The organism is Phormidium tenue FACHB-1050, from assembly GCF_014696925.1.
Classification (GTDB): Bacteria; Cyanobacteriota; Cyanobacteriia; order Pseudanabaenales; family Pseudanabaenaceae; genus Pseudanabaena.
On sequence record NZ_JACJQY010000070.1, the window covers coordinates 1 to 18,611 of the forward strand.

Below are 18,611 nucleotides of genomic sequence, written 5' to 3' on the forward strand. Positions count from 1 at the left end.
CGCTTTCACTTATTTCTAATCTATATACCCCTGCCATTTTTTTATCCTCTTTCTCCTTTTTCTCTTATATCATCTGTTGCCTCTTCTTTGTGTTTTGGTATAACTAGCATCTAATCTAAATTGAATAATCGAGTGGAAATGACTTGGCATCCTTAGGCTCGATGTGGACATATTGCTGGGGTTGCAACTTCAATACATCGTAGCGTTCACGAGTCAGGTGAGCAGTTAAAACCTGTCCATCGCCTAGCATTAATTCAGCCTGAACTTCCCAACCAAGATGAATCAATCGGGTGATTCTGGCGGATATAGAAGTGCTGGTTGGTTCAAGTTCGATATGAATATCGCGGGGACGAATGTAAACATCGCTATCGTGCTGATGAATTTCATGAAACTCACTCTTGCGATCGCGATTGGCAGGAAGTACATTCACAGGACCAATAAAGCTCATCACAAAGGGAGTGGCTGGATTATCGTAAACTTCCGCAGGCGTACCAATTTGCTCGATTTTACCTTTATTCATCACCACAATTTCGTCAGCGACTTCCATCGCTTCTTCTTGGTCATGGGTGACAAATACGCTGGTGACATGTACTTCATCATGAAGTCGGCGCAACCAAGCCCGTAACTCTTTGCGGACTTTAGCATCGAGCGCTCCAAAGGGTTCATCAAGGAGCAGTACGCTGGGCTGGACAGCAAGGGCGCGGGCAAGGGCGACACGTTGGCGCTGTCCACCCGATAGTTGGGAAGGATAGCGATTACCTAAGCCTTTGAGTTGGATTAGTTCTAGTAATTCTTCGACACGTTCGGCAATTTTCGCTTTTGATTCTTTGCGTATTTCTAGTCCAAAGCCAATATTGCGGCGGATATTCATATGCTTGAACAGGGCATAATGCTGAAACACAAAGCCAATGTTGCGATCGCGTACATCTTGATCAGTGGCATCCTTACCAGTCAGAAAAATCTTGCCGCGATCGGGGGTTTCTAAACCAGCAATCAATCTTAATAAAGTGGACTTACCAGAGCCAGAGGGTCCTAATAATGCTACCAGAGAGCCAGTTTTGACCTCAAGATTGATATTGTCTAGGGCTAAAAAATCACCAAATTGCTTAACTACGTTTTCTACAACAATGCCCACGTTGCACTTACCTCAAATTGTCTTGACATGTCTGACGCGATCGCTTTTATACCAATTTGTAAATTGTTATAAAAGCCAAACCCCGTAAGGGTTTAGGAAACATAAAATAGCTATGCTGTTTTATGTTTTGGTATTACAAATTAAATCAACAACTTTTATATAGCGCTTATCAGTCTAGTGAAGTACGGGTTTGTTTCCCCGCCTTCGGCGGGGAAACAAACCTATGTAACTCGCTTGCTTGATAAACGCTATAAATCCACAGTTAGCCTATGTGTTTACCGTTGATTTAATATAATCACATATTACAATACTTCGCGCTGACCGCAAACCCAGAAAGTTTTTAAAATTTCGCTACGTGAGTTATTTTAAAAACTTTCTGATTCTAAGCACTAGCTTACGGTTTGTCGCTACAGTGGATACACAGAACAATGCCAAACTAGTCGGGAATTGTAGGGAATTGTGGCTTGTAGTCAAGAGTTCCTAAGATTTCCTGTAATTTATTTTTATGATATCAACTCCACTTCTTCCGATCTCTGTATTTATACTCACCCTTGCTTTACTGGGTTGGGGATATTTTCGTTCCCGCAAGTTTGGCAAGCTTGGGTTACTGTCTTGGCTACAGTTCGTAGCGCTCATGTCGCCTTGGTTAGTTTACTTTGGCTTGTTTGTGTCGGGTATTTTTATAAATTTTACAACGCTATTATTCCTATTGCTTGGTTCCACGATCGCTTATGTAGCCATTAGCAATCAATTACGTAAAGCCGTCGCTGAGGAAAAATCAGTAATCGAGCAGAAACTTAAGCAAGATCTTGAAGCTAATGGCGATCGCCCTACTTCTCCTGATAAATCAACCAATAAGCCACCGATTAATTCTCCCATTGCTGTGGCTATGTCTCAGGGCAAAACACAGCTAAAACTGTTTAAGGCTCTTCCTGCGGAAGACATGAAGCTGATCCAAGGGATCTTTGGGATTGAAACCTACTATGTTACAGAGACGATTCCCTATCAAGAAGGAGCGATTTTTAAAGGGAATTTGCGTGGTGAGCCTGATGTTGTGCATGATCGCCTCACCAAGTCCCTCAGCGATCGCCTTGGTGATAAATACAATTTGTTTTTAGTGGAAGGTCAAGATCGCAAGCCCGTAGTGATTGTGCTACCTAGTCGCGTTAGTGCCATTGATAACAATACGATTCCTCAAAGAGTACTAATTGCCGTGTTGATTGTGGCAAATGGCTATACAGCATTGAATTTGGGCGCGTTAGTTGCGGGTATTCCTGTGATCCAAGCACCTCAAGAATATTTAGTAGGTTTACCCTTTGCCATTGGGATTGGCGTGATTTTAGGCGTGCGTGAGTTGGCAATGCGGATGATGGCAAAGAAATATAAGGTAACGATGAGTTTACCTTTTCTCCTGCCTTCGTCACAGTTAGGCTCTTTCGGTGCGTTCAGTCGCATTTCTTCGCCGTTACCCAATCGTTTCGCCCTATTTGATATTGCGATCGCCCCAGCCCTTGCTAGTGGATTACTATCTTTGGGCTTGTTGCTTGTGGGTTTATATCTATCGGCGATCGGGATGGGTGGGATTGAAATTCCCAGTCAAATTTTCCAAGCTTCAGTACTAGCTGGAACCTTAGCGAAACTATTCCTTAGTGATGCATTACATACTAACTTCGTTTCGATTCATCCCTTAGTAATTCTGGGTTGGCTCGGCTCAGTCATCACGGCTCTAAATTTGATGCCCGCTGGTCAGTTAGATGGTGGTCGGATCGTGCAATCAATCTATGGACGACGCACGGCAAGCTGGACAACGGTATTAACCTTGATTTTCCTAGTGATTGCCACAGTGATTAATCCCCTTGCGCTCTATTGGGGCGGGATTATCTTGATTCTATTACGAGATCTAGAACGTCCAATGCTAAATGAACTTTCAGAACTCGATGGCGATCGCGAAGCATTGGGTGTGGTGGCTCTGTTTTGGATGTTGATTACTTTACTTCCACTGACTTCTGGTGTTGCCGAACGGCTAGGTATTGGTAGTGGTGGAGGGCTTTTACCATAATAAAAAATAGCGTAGCTATTTTTTATTTGCATATAACACCCAAAAGATAAGTGGTGGCATTTCGCGCCACCACTTATCTTTTGGGTGTTACGTGGAAGATTGTAAAGCCCTCACCCCTAGCCCCTCTCCCGCGGGAGAGGGGAACAAGAAAATTATGGTTTTGCTCCCCTTCTCCTGCGGGAGAAGGGGATGGGGGATGAGGGTTCCACGTAACGTCAGTTTTTTAAGTAAAATTGCGATCAACTTCAAAATAAATTTTTAAATTCCTGTCGAAATCGTCAAGCTTCGCTCGTCATAGAGATATAAAGCATAAAAAATCTATGCTTTAATCAACCTCAAAACGGATAGACACCGATGAAATACGCAATTCTGGTCTATGAAACCGAGCAAGACATTCGCGATCGCCCTCAAACTATGCCAGCCTATAGCGCTTACTCCCAAGCCCTAGCTGAAGCAGGAGTAGCCGCAGGTGGCGCAGCACTTCATCCCAGTCATACAGCCACCACCATTCGTCTTCAAAATGGACAGCGTAACGTTCAAGATGGGCCCTATGCCGACACCAAAGAGCAACTAGGTGGGATGTTTATTATTGACGTTCCCGATTTGGATACCGCCATGGATTGGGCAGCCCGTTGTCCAGCCGCAAGTAATTGCGCGGTCGAAGTCCGTCCTCTCTTGCCCATGAACTAGAAACATCAAAGTTTAGCGAGAAAACAATCCCATGAAGCTCTATTACTTTCCACCTTCTCCCAATACCCGTAAAGTTCATGCTGTAGCCATTCATCTGCAACTTCCCATTGATCTGCGATTGGTAGATTTACAGAAAGGCGAACAACATCATCCCGAATTTGTCCAGTTAAATCCCACAGGGCGGACACCAGTTCTCCGAGATGATGACTTTATCCTTTGGGAATCTACAGCCATCATGCAATACTTGGCTAGTCAAGTTCCTAATTCTCTCTGGAGCGAAGATCCTCAAATTCGGGCGGATATTATGCGCTGGCAAAGTTGGCAACTTGCCCATTGGTATCCAGTCTGTCAGCCCTTGCAGTTTGAGAACTTTGTGAAGTCACTCTTGCAATTAGGCGAACCTGATCTGCAAGTAGTGCAGCAGGCAACTGATCGCTTTCATAAAGAAGCAAGCGTCTTGAATAATCATCTTGCAAATCGCGAATACCTAGTCAGTAACACCTTAACCTTGGCTGATTTCTCCGTGGCGAGTGACCTCACCTATGCCATACCTGCACGATTTCCCTTAGAGAACTATCAGCACATTCAGGCTTGGTATGCGCGGATTGAGCAATTACCCGCTTGGCAACAAACTGCACCACGAGGTTAATCACAGATGGAAGCACGTCGAGCCGCAGAATTAGCTGCACGCAACTCCTATGGTAGGCTAGTCGCCTATTTAGCCGCCCAAACAAGGGATGTTGTCGCTGCCGAAGATGCCCTCGGCGATGCTTTCCTCTCGGCTTTAAAAACTTGGACAGAAAGCGGTGTTCCCAAAAATCCTGAAGCTTGGTTATTGGTAACGGCGCGAAACCGCTTGATTGATGCGGGACGACGTTCGCAAGTTCATGACAAGGTTCTTAATACTTTCAAATTCAATGAACTAGAATTTGCCTCTGAGCCGTCTTTAGAATCAGTCACATTTCCCGACGATCGCTTGAAATTATTATTTATTTGCGCCCACCCTGCGATCGATTCCACAATTCACACTCCCTTAATGCTGCAAACGGTTCTGGGTCTAAATGCCGCGCAGATTGCTTCAGCATTTCTAGTTGCTCCTGCGACAATGAGTCAGCGACTAGTGAGAGCAAAAACAAAAATTCGCGATGCAGGTATTGCCTTTGAGTTGCCAGAAGAGAAGGATTTACCAATTCGATTAGCTGCTGTATTAGAAGCGATATATGCTGCTTATACTAATGCTTGGGAAACTGTAGATGGTAGCGATCCACGTCATCGCGGATTAGCAGAAGAGGCGATCTGGTTAGCGCGGCTCTGTGTTCAGTTAATGCCTACAGAACCAGAAGCAAGAGGATTACTTGCGCTTATGCTCTATTGTGAATCTCGGCGGGATGCTCGTCGGACTAGTGATGGTTGCTATGTGCCACTATTGCAGCAGGATACGAGTTTGTGGTCGCAGATGGCGATCGCGGAAGCAGAGAAGGAACTCGCACAGGCGGCAACTTTGAAACAATTGGGAAGGTTTCAACTGGAAGCGGCGATTCAATCGATTCATGCTCAAAGAGCGATCGCCCAGAAAGTCAATTGGCAAGCATTAGCGTTGCTGTACGCGGGATTGATTCAGATTTCGCCGACTTTGGGGGCTTTAGTAAGTCATGCGGCGGCGATCGCTGAAGCGCAGGGAATAGAAGAGGGTTTAATGCACCTCAATGCAATTCCTTTGGAGTCTGTGAAAAATTATCAACCTTACTGGGCGCTAAAAGCACACCTATTCAAGCAGTTGGGGGCTAAGTCAGAGGCAAAGCAAGCCTATGCTAGAGCGATCGGGCTTACTGAAGATTCTGCTATTCGTGAATTTCTGCTTAAACAGTCTCTTCCGTTGGAGGATTAGGTTTCGGCTGCGCTCGACCATCATAGCTGGTTATAGATTGTCCTATTGTTTGTGCGGATGTTTAGTGAGATTATAGAAAAATAGTTGCAAGGAAAACTGAGACTAGAAACTAGCTAAGTTTAAGGAAATTTGTTGAGTCGGGAATTCATGAAAAAGGGTGCTGTCATCGATAAAACGGGACTCTACCGTTATTCGCTATGGCGAGAATGGGATATAGACAAGTCAAAAATTGTGTTTATTATGCTTAATCCGAGTAAGGCGGATGCAAGTATTGATGACCCAACGCTGCGGCGATGTATCAATTTTGCAAATTCTTGGGGGTTTGGTTCGCTGATTGTCGTTAATCTATTTGCTTTTAGAACGGCAAGTCCTTTAGAGCTTAAAAAGGTGGATAATCCTATTGGAAAACAGAACGATCGCTATTTAAAAAAGGCGATTAAGTCAGCCGATAGGGTTGTTGTTGCTTGGGGAAATAACGGGAAGTTAATGCAACGCGATCGCTTTGTTTTAGAGTTGCTATCTAAACATAATATTCAACCTCACTGTTTAGGAATCACAAAGTCAGGTTATCCGTGTCATCCACTATATGTTTTGTTTAGCAATCATCTTAGTGTATATGCAGGTTTGTTAAGTTGGTAAAGATTCGGCACATATCGCGAAAGTATGCGACTAATCAAGCAAACTATCAAAAGCTATTAGACTAAGAAAAATAGAGTGTACAATTATAAAAAGCTGATTTTACTGCACAATTTCGGCGAAAAATTTAGGTTTCTTCTTACAGATTGTCATATATGTCTAAATACTCATTTGACCGAATGCAGCCATTTGTATTTGAATCTATGGCTCAAGCACTTTTAGAGCAGACATATCGTATTGGTGGCAATTTAGTCCAGTTTGGTGCAGGTAAAGATGGAGGACGTGAAGCTACATGGTCACAACCAAATACACATCCAGACTACTCTCGTCCAATTAATCAACAGGAAGATGTTGTAAAAGAATGGGTTTTTCAGGTCAAGTATCACGACATCGATCAACGTGGTTGGTCAATCGCTCGTGATGCAGTTATTGACGATCTAGAGAAAGAACTAGATAAGATTATTAATATACATAAAGTGCCTTGCCACGCTTATGTAATGATTACTAACGTTCCCTTTACTGGTGTAAGAAATGTTGGTACTCGTGACAAAGTAACAGCAATAGCAGGCAAATGGAAGAAGACTATTCCAGAAATCTATGTATGGGATGCTGCTGATCTTTCAAGAATGCTAGACGCTAATGAGGATGTTCGGACAGCTTATCTAGATACTATTCTTGTTGGCGACACTCTCAAGGCTTTGTTCAGTGAAGTAAGTTCTAGATTAAATCGTAAGCAAAGTGCATTTAGAGCTTATTTAGAGTTTGTTATAGAAAGAGAAAAATCTGCTCGTGCAGAAGAAGCAGGAGACGATCCAAATCTTTCATTAGCTGATGTCTTTATCGATCTAACTTTAAAAATTCGAGATAAAGAGAAATCTTTTATTAAATGTCTCACTAGAGAAAACAAGTCCAAACCTAATGCTAATCTAGCTCTGTTACCAGAAGATTTAACTAAAGTACGTGCCTCATTTGCATTGTTTTTGGGAGATCATGCTTATACATTGCTTTTAGGCGGACCTGGACTAGGAAAGAGTACGCTAACCCAATTTTTGAGCCTTTATCAAGCAGCTAGAATTGTTAACGCTGATTTGTGCCAGCGTCTAATTCAGCGTCTTAAGCTGCCTGAAGTCATAACTACTAAAGATTTAGATGCTTATTGCCGTCCGAGATTTCCATTCCGAATTGAACTTCGTCGTTATGCTAAGTGGATAAGCGATCAGGAAAACGATAGATATGAACTAGCTCGCTACATTGTTGATGGATTAATTAATCCAAATTCTTCATCAACACTTGAAATGGAAGACATATTTGAACTAGCAGCTACAAATCCTATCCTCCTAATCCTTGATGGTTTAGATGAAGTTCCAAACTCAGAAACACGTCGAAAAATCATAGAGAACCTGACAGTCTTTTTAAGGCGCATCAAATCCGAGGATGGAGATATTCAAGTAATTTTATCAAGTCGTCCAAAAGGATATTCCAGTGAATTTGACGGATTTGAGCCAATTACATGGGAGCTTAATGAACTTGAAAGAACAGATTTTGATGAATATTGTGAATATTGGATAAATAATAGGATTCGTGATGTAGACGAGAGAAATGAAGCAAAAGAGCGAATTAATCGAGGCATGATGTCTGAAGCAGTTCAACGATTAGCTCGATCATTACTACAAGCAACTGTAATCCTTACTATTGTCAGGCGAAAGATTGAAATTCCGCATCAGCGAAATTCATTGTATAAAAAGTATGTTGAAGTTATTTTTGATAGAGAAAAAGAGAAATCTCCAATTGTTCGTGAGCGTGAGACTGAGTTACTTAGACTTCATGAAAGAGTTGGCTATGAACTTCATTGCAAGATGGAAAAGGAGAAAATCGAATCGCTTGATCGAGAAACTTTTCGAGGTTATGTCTTACATGTTTTAGAAGATTATTCGGCTTCTAAACTTGGAAATAAGACATTTAAGGATATAGCGAACGAAATTATTGAGGCGGCTACAGATCGTCTCTGTCTTTTAGTTGGCAAAGGTGAAGATCAAACAGATGTAGACTTTGTTGTACAACAATATCGAGAGTATTTTGCGGCTGTTTATTTGTCAAACCATCCTGATGCAGTTCCAGAACTTGTTTTTGATACATTGGTTCGTCGTGGAGCTTATTGGTCTTATGTACTTCAGTTCTACGTTGCTCAAGCAAATACCAATCAACAAATACGTTGGGTTACATGCATCCCTGAGCAAGGAGATGAAGAGGAGTCTGTTGAAGCCATTATTAGAAAAACTAGAACTTATCGGGCAATTCTTAATGTCTTGCCTGAATTTACGCAGTATCGAAAAAATGATTTTGAGCGCACACTCAACATTATTTTTAGTTTGGAAACTAGATGGACATACTTAGATCAAGAAACAGCTATAAGTATACTAAGATTTATTCCTTATATTGATGTTTTTCAAGTGTTTTGGAGAATATTTGGAAATTTATCTTTAGAGGATAAAGCGACGCTAGCTGTAGAAATTTGGCTCTTAGCTCAATTGTCAGATCCTCTTTCACAATATTACGAGGAGTTTTGCAAGAAGATTCAAAACCTTTTATTAGTGGACAATACACAAGCTACTGCCTTACTTTCATCTTTTCAAAATGATTTGAAGATAGACTTGTCCGTTTGTAATACTTCTAAAGTAAAAATTGCATTTGACAATAACTTCTATAGAGAACTCAGAAAGCAACCTTATGATAGACAAAATCAGTTTCACAATTTAGTGTCTTGCCAAACTGATACAAAAAAATGCGAATTATTATTATCTATAGGTAATCGATGGTGGTGGAATAATTCTCGTTTTCCTTTGTTAAGTCAATCTTTAGAGAAAAATATTTTTCCCGAAGTAGAGTTTTCTATTTTAAGGGATAGATTAAAGTTAAGAATTCTACCTTATTTGTGTCGTGGGCTTGACAAGCTTAAAGACTCTAGAGCTTTAACAGTATGGAGTAAAAAGTTAGATGAGATTGATGGTTTACATGCGAGATATTTAAATATTCTTTCACAAGCAATACAAGACCCAACAAATTTGGATTTAGACAATGAAGCTAGAATCTTGGAAAAACAAATTGCAGACGACATTAGCTACACATGGAAATCTGAATATGTTTTAGGTCCAGCAGCCTCAGATTTTTCCTCGATTGAAGTATGGAAAGTCTTTAAACAAAAAATTATTGATATCTCTAACGATGATCCTAAGTGGATTTCCAAAATTATAGATTTTAATAAATCTCATGGCTTAGGGATATGTCTTTTCTTCCATCCAGATCATTGGAGTCTACTAGTTGAGGGAAATATAATTACAGAAAAAGAGTTTGCCGAACTTATTGATACACCATTGGTCGATATTCTTAAAATACCTATCCACCCTCTAGATATATTTTATGGTATGTCTTTCTTGTCTGACACTCAAGCTGAAATTGATCTTTATAAAGTTCTTCAGATAGTTTTAAATATCCTTGAGAAAGAAGGTATTGATCGTATAAGCAAGGCTACAGGATTAGATGCACTAATGCTATATCGACGTAGAATAGTGCCTTCCTCAGTAGAAGATACAGAAAACTTATTACAAAAAGTCAATAACTTGCCTCCACTTCCTTCTGTATGGATGTGGTCTATCTTAAGGCTTTGTTTAAATATACCTGAACTTAATATTGATATTTTGCTTGATTTCTGGGAGAAGAATGAAAATACTAAACCTCACTTGCCCTTAATGCATGAAGAAGAACTCTCAGAAAGATTGAATCAGCTTCTTGCGAGAATTTTAGGTAGTAATCGTTCTAGTGCATTACGATTAGCAATGATAATTGCATCATGTTCAAAACCAAACAAAAACAATCAAGACTCTTTACGAGAGAGACTAATAGACGAGTCTACTAATTATTTGAATAGCGATGAAACATCTTATGAAACATATTGTAGTGCGTTACTAAACCTACAACCTAGTTTAGAAGAATTTTCATTATGGGTAAACCCACAATATATCAATCGTCTGGAGAAATCATCATGGCTTTTAGAGAGTCTTAGTAAGCGTTTCCTCAAAGCCTCCCATCCCGAAGCTAATCTCGATCATGAGAAATTAAGAAAAGTATTATCCCTTTTTATAGATAAACGACTGGATTATCCACCAACTTTAGCTTTAGGCGCACTTGAAGCCATTTTAAAGATAGATGAGAATAATCTTCCAACTTTAGTTGACAAGATGTGGAAGCAATAACCAGCGATCCGCTACTAAGGAAATCACTATAACTAACCTTCAGGCAAAAAATCCTCATCTAGCGTTTGCTCAGGAGTAAAGGGAGACTCCATTGGGAAAGAGGCGATGCAATTTCTACCTTATGATTCAATAGCAAACCATCCCTAGAATAGATCATGGAACGCGATTGCCTCACCCGCGACAAACATAAAACATAGCGGAATTACCAACAATCCCAACGACCAATCAAGCGATCGCGCTACATCCTCGACCTCGTTAAGTGCGATCGTGCGAGTAAGTGTTGTGTCAGTTAAAATCGTGAATAGCTTGCCACCATTACAGGAGAAATAGACATACCATGCTTAAACCGATCACCCTTCAAGTCGAAGCCCCCATCGCCGAGGCATATCAAAATACAACCCCTGAAAACCGTCAGGCATTGCAAACGCTTGTCAGCATCTTTTTACAATGTGTTTCCCAACCAACCCCACTACAAAAGGTAGTTCAAGAAATTCGTTTAGAAGCACAACAAAAAGGTCTTACTCCCGAAATCTTAGAGGAAATCCTCAAGGATGACTAAACTAAGATTAGTAATCGATACCAACATCTTGATCAGTGGCTTAATGTCTGTAAATTCATTACCCCAGCAGGTTTTTGACTATGCCACATCTCAAGCAATACTGCTGATGTCAGATGAAGTTCAATCAGAAATAGAAAATGTCATCAGTCGCCCCAAACTCCAAAAATACATCACCTTAGAAAGACGTACTAAATTTTTAAGTGAGTTAAGTCAGCAGGTCGAAAGAGTCACAATCAACCAGCAAATTCGAGCCTGTCGTGATCCCAAAGATGACAAGTTCTTAGAGTTAGCTGTCTGCGGTGAAGCTAACTACATCATTACAGGCGATGCCGATCTTTTAGATTTACATCCATTTCAAAATATTTCTATTATTAAAGCCGCTAGTTTTTTAACGGCGATCGCACTACATCCTTGACCTCATTAAGTGCGATCGTCTGCGTAAGTGTCGAGTCCGTTAAAATTGTCAATAGATTGCCACCATTGAATGAACGCATATAATCGCCATGATATAGTGCAAACTTATAGTTACGCTATACTAGCCAATGATTCCAACTTTCGCAGGATTGGGAAAATGAACATTGCCTTAAAGCCAGAACAGGAAAACTTTATCCGCGCCAAACTTCAAGATGGCAAGTATCAGAGTGTTGACTCTCTCCTAGCTTTTGCATTTCAACTGTTAGAAGAACATGAAGCCAAACAACAAAAGTTGAGCGAACTAAGAAAAAAAATTGCTGAAGGAACGGAGCAAATCAAACAAGGCGATGTCGTTGATGGTGAATTAGTATTTCAACAATTACAGGTCAAACTAGAGCAGATGAGTCAAAAATAAAAAAGATTCATTATGTCTAGCTACTCCTTCTCAAAAATAGCCATCAAAGATCTAGACGATATCTGCACATTTATTGGACAGATTAATCCAAAAGCTGCCAGTAATCTATTTGATACTATTCGCCAAAAATGTAAGCTCGTTGCTAGTTTCCCCAACATGGGCAAAAACTACACTTGGATTGCTGCTAATTTGCGCGGTTTCACAATATGATGATTACATCGTCTTTTACTATCCTCGTACCGATGGTATTGATATCATTCGAGTGATATCTGGAAAACGCGATCTTGAATCCATATTTGAAGAATTTACTGATGAAAATGGGAGCTAAGTTGCAAATTAGCCCTAACCGATCAAAATCACCTAGATCAACTAATCGATAGAAACACCAAAAATTCACTCTCTGAAGGAGAAATTGATGATTTAGATGACCTTCTAGAGAAAGTGGATCATCTCACTATCCTAAAAACTCGCGCCAGATACACCCTAAACCTCTTACAACCCAGATTAGAAGAGCAAAGGATAGTTGCATGAGCGCCTACATCGCACTACATCCTTGACCTCATTAAGTGCGATCGCCTGCGTAAGTATCGAGTCCGTTAAAATTGTGAACAGCTTGCCACCATTGAATGAGCGCACCTAAACCAAAAATGCTAAGATATGCTCACTCGCTTTGTAAGGAGGTTTCTGTATGACTAACGCAACCTATGATGAAATCTTTGGAGCAGTCTTAACCCTGCCTCCTCTTTACCGCGCCATGCTTGCTGAACATCTCCTTAACAGCCTTGATGAAATTAATCCCGAAATTGAAACAGCTTGGAATAGAGAAATATCTAATCGTATAGAAGCGATCGAACAAGGCAAAGTTACCTTAATCCCAGCCGATCAAGTATTGCAAAAACTAAGGAATCGCTAATGTTTCTTGAGTTTGATCCTAATGCACAACTAGAACTTGAAGCAGCAACTTCATACTATGACAGCATCAATCGTAAACTTAGCCAAGCCTTTATTGATGCCGTTGAAAGAACCCTCAATCGCATTGCTCAGTTTCCGAATGCTTGGACACCAATGATCGCAGATGCTAGACGTTGCCATATTGACGGATTTCCCTATGGCATTGTGTACCGAGTTTGTGGCGATCGCATCCAGATCCTAGCTGTTATGCACTTACAACGCAAACCACACTATTGGACAGATAAAAATTAGATATAACCCCAACGACTGATCAGTTGATCGCGCTACATCCTCGCCCCCGTTAAGTGCGATCGCGCGAGTAAGTGTTGTGTCAGTTAAAATCGTCAATAGCTTGCCATCATCGAATGAGAGATAGAAAACTTGCTATGATTCATAGTTTTTGTCTTAGCAACTCAAAACTGTCACTGAGATCAGCGATCGCGATCGCTTCCTGTTCGCCAGACTCTAGCCATTTGATTTGGACTTGACCAGCTTCGATTTCGCTGTCACCGATGACAACGGCGGCTTTAGCATTGGCATTACTAGCCCGTTTGAATTGTTTGTCAAACTTCGCACCAGTGACATCGAGTTCCACTGTAAATCCTGCCTTACGGAGAATTTGAGCAATGGATAGAGACTTTGCTTCCGCTTGTTCGCCTCGCGAAATCACATAGAAATCGATCGCCGCTTGTTTTTGTTCAGCAACCTGTTGCATGAGAATGACCAAACGCTCTAAGCCGATCGCCCAACCCACCGCAGGCACATCCGCGCCGCCAAGTTCTGCAATTAGGCGATCGTAGCGTCCACCACCACAGACTGCCGACTGTGCGCCCAGTTGATTGGATTGGATTTCAAAGGCAGTACGAGTGTAGTAGTCCAAACCACGCACTAGACGTGGATTGATGCGATAGGCGATATTCAAATCCGTTAACAGATTTTGGACTTTCTCGAAATGCTGTTGCGACTCAGGGCTTAAATAATCGAGAATACTCGGCGCTTCTTGGGAAATTTCTTGAGTGCGTTTGTCTTTGCTATCGAGAATGCGTAAGGGATTGCGCGTGAGGCGATCGCGAGAATCGGCATCAATTTCTTCCACAAAAGGCGTGAAATAATCCACCAGAGCCTGACGATAGGCAACTCGATCTTCCGCACTGCCCACCGAGTTGAGATCCACCACAAGATCCGTTAACCCAACAGCTTGCAAAAAGTCACTGGCGATCGCGATCGCTTCCGCATCAGCACGCGGATCGGCGCTACCTAGTACTTCAACACCTAACTGGTGAAATTGACGTTGACGACCAGCTTGGGGGCGTTCATAGCGAAACATTGCGCCCATGTACCAAAGACGCTGCACGCCACCTTGAGCAAATAACTTATTTTCGATATAGGATCGCGCTACTCCCGCCGTCCCCTCTGGGCGCAAAGTTAAAGAGCGATCGCCGCGATCGCTAAAGGTGTACATTTCTTTACCAACAATATCTGTGGCTTCACCGATGCCCCGCGCAAATAGCTCAGTTGCTTCAAAAATTGGCGTGCGAATCTCGGTATAGGCGGCTTGGGCAAGGATTTGACGCGCAGTTGTCTCTAACTGCTGCCAGTAATAAATTTCGGGAGCAAGGATATCGCGAGTGCCGCGTGTGACCTGAAGTGAAGACATGGATAAAATAGAGTCTGTGATGTTAATCCAGAATACAGAATTTTTGGTCAGGAAAAACCAAATTTATAGGATGCTATAGCAATGTAAGAGATAGCTCGGACAAAATCAAAACCCAAAAGATGAGTGGCGGCGCTTCGCGCCGCCACTCATCTTTTGGGTTTGATGTCCTAAGCAAAACTTACATTGCTATAGTTGAGACTATAGAGCATTAGTTTTTCATTCATGGCGAAGCCCTTAGCGATCATGCTTTGAGCAATAAGCATTGCACCTTTCTTTAACGTGAGTTCGATATCGCCATTTGCGTTGTGCTTCGCACGACGCAAATGGCGAAAAATGGTAAGAATCGCTTAGCGATTCTTACCATTTTTCGCTTTCGTCGAACTGACGTTTCTTTAGGGTTGGTTGTTATATTGAAATTAGTCCTCTCTGCAATCATAGCCTCAAAAAATCATGACTTTTGCGACCACTGCCTCACCCACGCATACCAATTTCAAGATTCGCGCCGATATCCTCGATCTGCAACCTAGCCTTGTGCAATGGCGGCGAGACTTTCATCGCTTTCCTGAGTTAGGTTTTAAAGAAAAGCGCACATCTACCGCGATCGCAGAAAAATTGACGGCTTGGGGTATTCCTCATCAAACAGGTATTGCGGAAACAGGTATCGTGGCGACAATTTCGGGAGCTAAGAAAGGCGGCAACAAGGTTTTAGCGATCCGTGCCGATATGGATGCGCTACCGATTCATGAAGAAAATATCATTAGTTATAAATCGCAAATTGACGGGCTGATGCACGCCTGCGGTCATGATGGACATACGGCGATCGCCTTGGGTACAGCAAAATATCTCTGGGAACATCGCGCCGATTTTAGTGGTACGGTGAAAATCATTTTCCAGCCAGCCGAAGAGGGTCCTGGGGGCGCAAAACCAATGATCGAGGCAGGTGTACTCGCAAATCCCAAGGTTGATGCGTTGATTGGGTTACATATTTGGAATAATCTACCCCTTGGTACGGTCGGAGTGAGAAGCGGCGCATTGATGGCGGCAACGGAATACTTCTATTGCAAAATTACTGGACGGGGTGGACATGGTGCACTTCCCCATCAAACTATTGATTCGATTTTAGTCGCGGCTCAAGTTGTTAATACCATTCATAGCATCGTCTCCCGCAATGTCAGCCCTCTCGAATCCGCCGTCATCAGCATCGGTGAATTTCATGCAGGTTCCGCCACAAATGTTATTGCTGATTCCGCCATGATTAGTGGCACTGTGAGGTTTTTTAATCCTGAAGTTGGTGCAAAGTTAGCATTACGTTTGGAAGAGGCGATCGCTGGTGTTTGTGCGGCTCATGGTGCTTCCTATGAGTTGGACTACACCAAGCTCTATCCACCTGTGATCAATGATTATGCGATCGCTGAGTTAGTTCGCTCTGTTGCCGAAACCGTCATCGAAACTCCCGCAGGCATTGTTCCCGAATGCCAAACGATGGGCGGTGAAGATGTTTCTTTCTTTTTAGAAGCTGTCGCTGGTTGCTATTTCTTTCTTGGCTCTGCAAATCCTGACAAGGGTTTAGCCTATCCTCACCACCATCCTCGCTTCAATTTCGATGAGACGGTTCTCGCGACTGGAGTAGAGATTTTTGCTCGTTGTGTGGAGAAGTTTTTGGGTTAGCCTACAAGCTCCACTAACACTTGCAGACAGGGCTAATTACCTGTCCTTTTCTTTATTTCCGCCTCAATTCTGCTAATCTGTACTGCATAATTTTCAATCCCTTTACCTGTCCGAGACTTCAGCCCAGCCGCATGGAGTCCGACAATATGATAAGCACCATCAATCTTACCAATCAGTGCGGAACCAGAAGCCCCAGAGTTGGTGTCGCAATCATGCACAAACATACCATCCAATTCATCGATCACACTACAGCCAATATGAACACCTGCCGTCTCTCCCTTACCCGCTTGCAAGTCCGCATAGCGTTTCGGATCAGGATAATCAACAGAATAGCCTGTCACAAATAGTTTCTTTTTATAGTCTTGCAACACTGATAAAGAAAGTGATTTCCATCTCAGAAATCCATATTTCTCACCCAAAGGCTTGTTCAGTAGCAAGATCGCCCAATCGTCTGCTGAGTTATTTTCTGAATTCTTAGTTCCTGCAAAAACTTCTTTTACCACGGCATAGTCTGTCTTTCTTCTTAATCTTCCATTGATCAAGTTGGGTAAAAAAATCATTTTTTTAGCTAACTTGCCCCGATCATAAACACAGTGAGAATTGGTTAACACATGGTAGTCTCCAATCAAGGTTCCTGTGCAAGCATATTTTTCATTTTTCTCAGTCAGCCCCACGACCTTACCCACCGTAGACCAAGGATAATCGCGGCTCATCATTGGTTGACGCTGGTCTGCCCCAATTACGCCACGATTAGAACTGGGCTGCTCCGATTGGCGCAGTAGTCTAGGAACAAAGCCATTGGGATTTGTGTTGAGGGGCTGAGACTGATTAATCTGGATAGGAGCGATCGCTTCTTGAGTTAGCAAATCCTCTAGTGCTTGCGCCTCCGATGGAGCCTGAAGCATGATCCCACATAAGGAGGCGATCGCGATCCCAAGCACAAATCCGATTAAAACTTTCCATGTCTTAACTTGCATAGCCTTATCTCTAAGTTTTAAGGTTCGATTTTCATTTAGATTACAATCAAAGTTAAACCATTCCTATAACGGTTACAGAATTTGCAACAATTTTTAGATGTTTTCTTATAGCCCATTACCGATCGCGAAAAAAGCTGACCAATAATTTGGATGATTAAATTCCGATGATTTAATTAGAGAAACTTGCGCTCGTTGTAATGCTTCAGTAACCGTGACATCACCTTTTTGTAACTCTCTATAAAATGCTGCCATCAGAGCCTGTGTACCTATGTCATTAACTTTCCAGAGTGAGGCGATCGCCACCCTCGCTCCTGCTGCTTGCATCTGATATCCCAAACCGAGAATCTCTACGCCACTACCTAACTTAGCTCCTATTCCCGATTGGCAAGCACTCAAAACCACCAAGTCAACATTATTTAATGTCCAGTTGCGAATATCACTAATTGTTGCCTTATCTCCATTGCCAAATAGAATAAATGATTCTTCAGGCTTACCAACCGAGAGATGACCATGTGTAGCTAAGTGGACAATTGAATAAGAGTTTGCTTTAGATTCAGTAACACTTTTGGTGAAAGCAGATTCTATCAAAGTTGTAGTATCAGCAAAGCGATCAGTGATTTTTTGGACTTCTATTAGGGTTGCAGGCAATCCATTAAATCCAGATCGCTGAACATCACCCTTACCGCCAAAAGCTCCTGCTAAAATACGTGGCTTAGCGATCGGTTTTGGATTAAATTTGGTAAGTGATTGGGCAGTAATACTGTTGGTACGATATTTCTCAGCCAACCATTTTTTGCCATCATAAAGCGAAGACAGAGGAATATAGTGCAACTTGGAATCAGGAGCATAGATGATCGTATCGACTTTGAGTTGTTCTAACTCACTCTCAAAGGGTTTGATTAACCATGTATAAAATTTTTGAGCAGGTATTTTCACATCATCAGAACTTACATCTCGTAATCCAGTTATAACTGATATTACGTGGAACTCAGGTGATGAATCTCTTGCTGGTAGCGAAGCAGGGCAACCACGGGGGGATTGCCCCTACCCCCAAATTTAAAGGTTATCGTAGATACTGTGCTGTACGTTCTGCTATTTTCCCTAAGTTAGTTTCTGATGCTTTCATTTACAGAGATGATATCAATTCAATGATTATATGGTTTTTTATGCGATTTTAGGCAAATATTTAGATTTAAGTACTGATTTACCATCAATACTTCGGACAAAATTAGTAAGCAATAGCACCGTATGAACAAAGGTCTGGAAATCTAGGATGAGATTTAATCGAAGTAGAATCCAAGTCTAACAAGGA

General features: G+C 41.9%; 17 protein-coding genes. 13 read left to right on the forward strand and 4 right to left on the reverse strand.

What is annotated here, in order from left to right:
• Positions 1–115 precede the first annotated feature (115 nt).
• Positions 116–1,135, reverse strand: a complete 1,020-nt coding sequence (locus tag H6G05_RS23880; RefSeq protein ID WP_190582307.1) for a sulfate/molybdate ABC transporter ATP-binding protein — start codon at positions 1,133–1,135, stop codon at positions 116–118.
• Positions 1,136–1,640: 505 nt separating this feature from the next.
• On the opposite strand from H6G05_RS23880, the gene H6G05_RS23885 reads away from it, so the two are divergent.
• From H6G05_RS23885 to H6G05_RS23940, 12 genes are all read left to right on the forward strand, one after another.
• Positions 1,641–3,194 carry a site-2 protease family protein gene (locus H6G05_RS23885; RefSeq protein ID WP_190582308.1) on the forward strand — a complete coding sequence of 518 codons (1,554 nt, stop codon included), beginning with the start codon at positions 1,641–1,643 and terminating at the stop codon, positions 3,192–3,194.
• A 354-nt stretch (positions 3,195–3,548) separates the two neighbouring features.
• Positions 3,549–3,884 carry a YciI family protein gene (locus tag H6G05_RS23890; protein ID WP_190582310.1) on the forward strand — a complete coding sequence of 112 codons (336 nt, stop codon included), beginning with the start codon at positions 3,549–3,551 and terminating at the stop codon, positions 3,882–3,884.
• A gap of 31 nt (positions 3,885–3,915) precedes the next feature.
• Positions 3,916–4,533, forward strand: a complete 618-nt coding sequence (locus H6G05_RS23895) for a glutathione S-transferase family protein (protein WP_190582312.1) — start codon at positions 3,916–3,918, stop codon at positions 4,531–4,533.
• Positions 4,534–4,539: 6 nt separating this feature from the next.
• Positions 4,540–5,772 carry an RNA polymerase sigma factor gene (locus H6G05_RS23900; protein ID WP_190582313.1) on the forward strand — a complete coding sequence of 411 codons (1,233 nt, stop codon included), beginning with the start codon at positions 4,540–4,542 and terminating at the stop codon, positions 5,770–5,772.
• Between the two features lie 147 nt (positions 5,773–5,919).
• The gene (locus tag H6G05_RS23905) at positions 5,920–6,411 is read left to right on the forward strand and encodes a DUF1643 domain-containing protein (RefSeq protein WP_190582315.1); all 492 of its coding nucleotides are present in this window, start codon (positions 5,920–5,922) and stop codon (positions 6,409–6,411) included.
• Between the two features lie 152 nt (positions 6,412–6,563).
• Entirely contained in the window at positions 6,564–10,658 is a 4,095-nt protein-coding gene (locus H6G05_RS23910) for an NACHT domain-containing protein (RefSeq protein ID WP_190582317.1), read from the forward strand.
• A 337-nt stretch (positions 10,659–10,995) separates the two neighbouring features.
• Positions 10,996–11,217: a hypothetical protein gene (locus tag H6G05_RS23915; RefSeq protein WP_094529907.1), complete on the forward strand. Its 222-nt coding sequence runs from the start codon at positions 10,996–10,998 to the stop codon at positions 11,215–11,217.
• Complete coding sequence (locus tag H6G05_RS23920; RefSeq protein WP_190582318.1) at positions 11,210–11,632, forward strand: putative toxin-antitoxin system toxin component, PIN family; 423 nt, start codon at positions 11,210–11,212, stop codon at positions 11,630–11,632. The genes H6G05_RS23915 and H6G05_RS23920 overlap by 8 nt, the downstream gene beginning before the upstream one ends.
• A 156-nt stretch (positions 11,633–11,788) precedes the next feature.
• Positions 11,789–12,046, forward strand: a complete 258-nt coding sequence (locus H6G05_RS23925; RefSeq protein WP_094529909.1) for a ribbon-helix-helix domain-containing protein — start codon at positions 11,789–11,791, stop codon at positions 12,044–12,046.
• Positions 12,047–12,058: 12 nt separating this feature from the next.
• Positions 12,059–12,256, forward strand: a complete 198-nt coding sequence (locus tag H6G05_RS25155; RefSeq protein WP_199310755.1) for a type II toxin-antitoxin system RelE/ParE family toxin — start codon at positions 12,059–12,061, stop codon at positions 12,254–12,256.
• A 478-nt stretch (positions 12,257–12,734) separates the two neighbouring features.
• On the forward strand, positions 12,735–12,959 hold the full coding sequence (locus H6G05_RS23935) for an addiction module protein (RefSeq protein WP_190582320.1): 225 nt from the start codon (positions 12,735–12,737) through the stop codon (positions 12,957–12,959).
• Positions 12,959–13,249, forward strand: a complete 291-nt coding sequence (locus tag H6G05_RS23940; RefSeq protein WP_190582322.1) for a type II toxin-antitoxin system RelE/ParE family toxin — start codon at positions 12,959–12,961, stop codon at positions 13,247–13,249. The genes H6G05_RS23935 and H6G05_RS23940 overlap by 1 nt, the downstream gene beginning before the upstream one ends.
• Positions 13,250–13,388: 139 nt before the next feature.
• On the opposite strand, the gene hisS is transcribed toward H6G05_RS23940, so the two are convergent.
• Complete coding sequence (hisS, locus tag H6G05_RS23945) at positions 13,389–14,654, reverse strand: histidine--tRNA ligase (RefSeq protein ID WP_190582324.1); 1,266 nt, start codon at positions 14,652–14,654, stop codon at positions 13,389–13,391.
• A gap of 450 nt (positions 14,655–15,104) precedes the next feature.
• Here hisS and H6G05_RS23950 point away from each other — a divergent pair, with 450 nt between their 5' ends.
• Positions 15,105–16,322, forward strand: coding sequence for a M20 metallopeptidase family protein (locus H6G05_RS23950; protein WP_190582326.1), 1,218 nt, complete (start codon positions 15,105–15,107; stop codon positions 16,320–16,322).
• 32 nt (positions 16,323–16,354) lie between these two features.
• Here the strand turns inward: H6G05_RS23950 and H6G05_RS23955 are convergent, their stop codons facing one another.
• Both H6G05_RS23955 and H6G05_RS23960 read right to left on the reverse strand, forming a co-directional pair.
• Complete coding sequence (locus H6G05_RS23955; protein WP_190582328.1) at positions 16,355–17,299, reverse strand: trypsin-like serine peptidase; 945 nt, start codon at positions 17,297–17,299, stop codon at positions 16,355–16,357.
• A 105-nt stretch (positions 17,300–17,404) separates the two neighbouring features.
• Positions 17,405–18,235: a CHAT domain-containing protein gene (locus H6G05_RS23960; protein ID WP_190582330.1), complete on the reverse strand. Its 831-nt coding sequence runs from the start codon at positions 18,233–18,235 to the stop codon at positions 17,405–17,407.
• Between the last annotated feature and the right edge of the window lie 376 nt (positions 18,236–18,611).